At 42.9% G+C, this 3,471-nt stretch carries 3 protein-coding genes; all 3 read left to right on the top strand.

Annotated elements, in window-relative coordinates:
- Positions 1–82 precede the first annotated feature (82 nt).
- The 3 genes from asnA (at position 83) to P7J36_RS11475 (ending at position 3,364) form a co-directional block, all read left to right on the top strand.
- On the top strand, positions 83–1,075 hold the full coding sequence (gene asnA / locus P7J36_RS11485; protein WP_014637558.1) for an aspartate--ammonia ligase: 993 nt from the start codon (positions 83–85) through the stop codon (positions 1,073–1,075).
- A 133-nt stretch (positions 1,076–1,208) separates the two neighbouring features.
- Entirely contained in the window at positions 1,209–3,056 is a 1,848-nt protein-coding gene (gene typA, locus P7J36_RS11480; RefSeq protein ID WP_408552177.1) for a translational GTPase TypA, read from the top strand.
- Positions 3,057–3,073: 17 nt separating this feature from the next.
- Positions 3,074–3,364, top strand: coding sequence for a DUF3165 family protein (locus P7J36_RS11475; RefSeq protein WP_002943024.1), 291 nt, complete (start codon positions 3,074–3,076; stop codon positions 3,362–3,364).
- The last annotated feature ends 107 nt before the right edge of the window (positions 3,365–3,471 follow it).

Raw genomic sequence — 3,471 nt, 5'->3', positions numbered from 1 at the left:
TAGTCAAGTTAACATTATTACACTCATTAAAAATTTGGGATTGAAAAATCCCCATAAACTTATTTTACGAGGAGGAGTAGGTATGAAGAAAAGCTTCATTCATCAGCAAGAGGAGATTTCTTTCGTCAAAAATACATTTACGCAGTATTTGAAAGACAAGCTAGAAATCGTAGAAGTGCAAGGACCGATTTTGAGTCGTGTCGGGGATGGTATGCAGGATAATTTGTCCGGTGTGGAGAATGCTGTTACTGTTAATGTGAAGTTGATTCCAGATGCGACCTATGAAGTGGTTCACTCACTTGCTAAGTGGAAGCGCCATACCTTGGCTCGTTTCGGTTTTAACGAGGGAGAAGGGCTCTTTGTTCACATGAAGGCTCTTCGTCCTGACGAGGATTCCTTGGATCCCATTCACTCAGTATACGTGGATCAGTGGGACTGGGAGAAGGTTATTCCTGATGGCCGTCGGAATTTAGCTTACTTGAAAGAAACAGTGGAGCAGATTTACAAGGCTATCCGTCTGACAGAATTGGCAGTTGAAGCTCGTTATGACATTGAGTCTGTTTTGCCTAAAAAAATCACCTTTATCCATACTGAGGATTTGGTCAAGAACTTCCCAGACTTGACACCAAAAGAGCGTGAGAATGTGGTTGCTAAAGAATACGGTGCAGTTTTCCTGATCGGTATCGGCGGTGAACTGGCAGATGGTAAGCCACATGACGGACGTGCACCAGACTATGATGACTGGACAAGCCCATCAGAAGCAGGTTACAAAGGACTCAATGGAGACATCTTGGTTTGGAACGAAGCACTTGGTTCAGCATTTGAGTTGTCCTCAATGGGGATTCGTGTGGATGAAGAAGCACTTAAACGCCAGGTCGCTATTACAGGCGACGAGGACCGTTTGGAATTTGATTGGCATCGTGCCCTTTTGAATGGTCTCTTCCCGCTTTCGATTGGTGGCGGTATCGGTCAATCCCGTTTGGCCATGTTCTTGCTTCGTAAGAAACATATCGGTGAAGTGCAGTCAAGCGTTTGGCCACAAGAAGTGCGTGATAATTTTGAGAATATTTTATAAGAGATTGGTTTTCAATCTCTTTTCTAATGTTTTCAATCTGAGGCTTGAAAACATTTACAACAAGATTATCTGTGATTTTTGCGCCAATCTATGATATACTTTTTTAGTTAAATTAAAAGATACAGAGGATATTATGACAAAACTTAGAGAAGACATCCGTAACGTAGCCATTATTGCCCACGTTGACCACGGAAAAACAACCCTCGTTGATGAATTATTGAAACAATCTCAAACCCTTGATGAGCGTACGCAGTTGGATGAGCGTGCCATGGATTCAAACGATATCGAAAAAGAGCGTGGTATCACTATCCTTGCTAAAAACACTGCTGTAGCTTATAACGGTACTCGCATCAACATCATGGATACACCAGGACACGCAGACTTCGGTGGTGAGGTTGAGCGTATCATGAAAATGGTTGACGGTGTTGTCCTTGTCGTAGATGCTTACGAAGGAACTATGCCACAGACCCGTTTCGTATTGAAAAAGGCTCTTGAACAAAACTTGACACCAATCGTCGTTGTCAACAAGATTGATAAGCCTTCTGCTCGTCCAGAAGAAGTTGTGGATGAAGTGCTTGAACTTTTCATCGAATTGGGTGCAGATGATGACCAGTTGGAATTCCCAGTGGTTTACGCATCAGCTATCAACGGTACTTCATCTTTGTCTGACAATCCAGCAGACCAAGAAGAAACAATGGCACCAATCTTTGATACTATCATCGAACATATCCCAGCTCCTGTGGATAACTCAGATGAGCCTTTGCAATTCCAAGTATCCCTGTTGGACTACAACGACTTTGTAGGTCGTATCGGTATCGGTCGTGTCTTCCGTGGTACTGTTAAAGTTGGTGACCAAGTTACCCTTTCTAAACTTGACGGCACAACCAAAAACTTCCGCGTTACAAAACTCTTTGGTTTCTTCGGTCTTGAGCGTAAAGAAATTCAAGAAGCTAAAGCTGGTGACTTGATTGCCGTTTCAGGTATGGAAGATATCTTCGTTGGTGAGACGGTAACTCCAACAGATGTAGTTGAGGCACTTCCAGTTCTTCGTATCGATGAGCCAACTCTTCAAATGACTTTTTTGGTGAACAACTCACCGTTTGCAGGTCGTGAAGGTAAATGGGTGACATCTCGTAAGATTGAAGAGCGCCTTTTGGCTGAGTTGCAAACAGACGTTTCTCTCCGTGTTGACCCTACTGACTCTCCAGATAAATGGACTGTTTCAGGTCGTGGTGAATTGCACTTGTCTATCTTGATTGAAACCATGCGTCGTGAGGGCTATGAGCTTCAAGTATCACGTCCAGAAGTTATCATCAAGGAAATCGACGGCGTGAAGATGGAGCCATTCGAGCGCGTGCAAATTGATACACCAGAAGAATACCAAGGTTCTGTTATCCAATCCCTTTCTGAGCGTAAGGGTGATATGTTGGATATGGTTGCGACAGGTAATGGTCAAACTCGTCTTGTTTTCCTTGTGCCTGCGCGTGGTTTGATTGGTTATTCAACAGAATTCCTTTCAATGACTCGTGGTTACGGTATCATGAACCATACTTTCGACCAATACTTGCCAGTTGTTCAAGGTGAGATCGGTGGTCGTCACCGTGGTGCCCTTGTCTCTATCGACCAAGGTAAGGCAACGACATACTCTATCATGCGTATTGAAGAGCGTGGTACCATCTTTGTCAACCCAGGTACTGAAGTGTACGAAGGAATGATTATCGGTGAAAACTCGCGTGAAAATGACTTGACCGTCAACATCACGACCGCTAAACAAATGACCAACGTTCGTTCAGCTACCAAAGACCAAACGTCTGTAATTAAGACACCACGTATCTTGACTCTTGAAGAATCACTAGAATTCTTGAACGATGATGAATACATGGAAGTAACGCCAGAATCTATCCGTCTTCGTAAGCAAATCTTGAACAAGGCAGAGCGTGATAAGGCTGCGAAGAAGAAAAAATTAGCGACTGAGGAATAATTTCTAGGAGAAGAAGCATGTTTTATTTAATCCTCGCCATCATGTTAGTACTTTTTTATATATTTGTGGCACCTCGCAATATTAAGGGGACTATGAATTTGATTGCGGCAGTATTTTTACTGGTAGCATTAGCGATTGCCTTGGTACTTGGATTTTTAAGAATCATGCAATTTTCAAAGGAAATTTGGGTTGGTCTACTAATGATTCTGATTGGTTTTTGGGCGATGCGGGATATTTATTATCTCGATAAAGAACCGAAAGACAGGCAGAGGAGAACAGAGCGACCTGGTCCTTATAGATATAGATGAAATTAACCGACGCTTTGCGTCGGTTTTTCTGGAATCATTCCCGTAGTTGGTTATGCCCTACCCATCATAGCTTTTCAAACTTTCAAAAAGAAAAATCGCCACGGTAA

The sequence above is a fragment of the Streptococcus suis genome, assembly GCF_046032115.1.
GTDB lineage: Bacteria > Bacillota > Bacilli > Lactobacillales > Streptococcaceae > Streptococcus > Streptococcus suis_AJ.
This window is presented reverse-complemented; position numbering and strand designations above follow the sequence as displayed.

Coding starts and splice junctions, on each gene's coding strand:
- P7J36_RS11475 (WP_002943024.1), top strand. CDS start 3,074: ATGTTTTATTTAATCCTCGCCATCATGTTAGTACTTTTTTATATATTT.
- typA (WP_408552177.1), top strand. CDS start 1,209: ATGACAAAACTTAGAGAAGACATCCGTAACGTAGCCATTATTGCCCAC.
- asnA (WP_014637558.1), top strand. CDS start 83: ATGAAGAAAAGCTTCATTCATCAGCAAGAGGAGATTTCTTTCGTCAAA.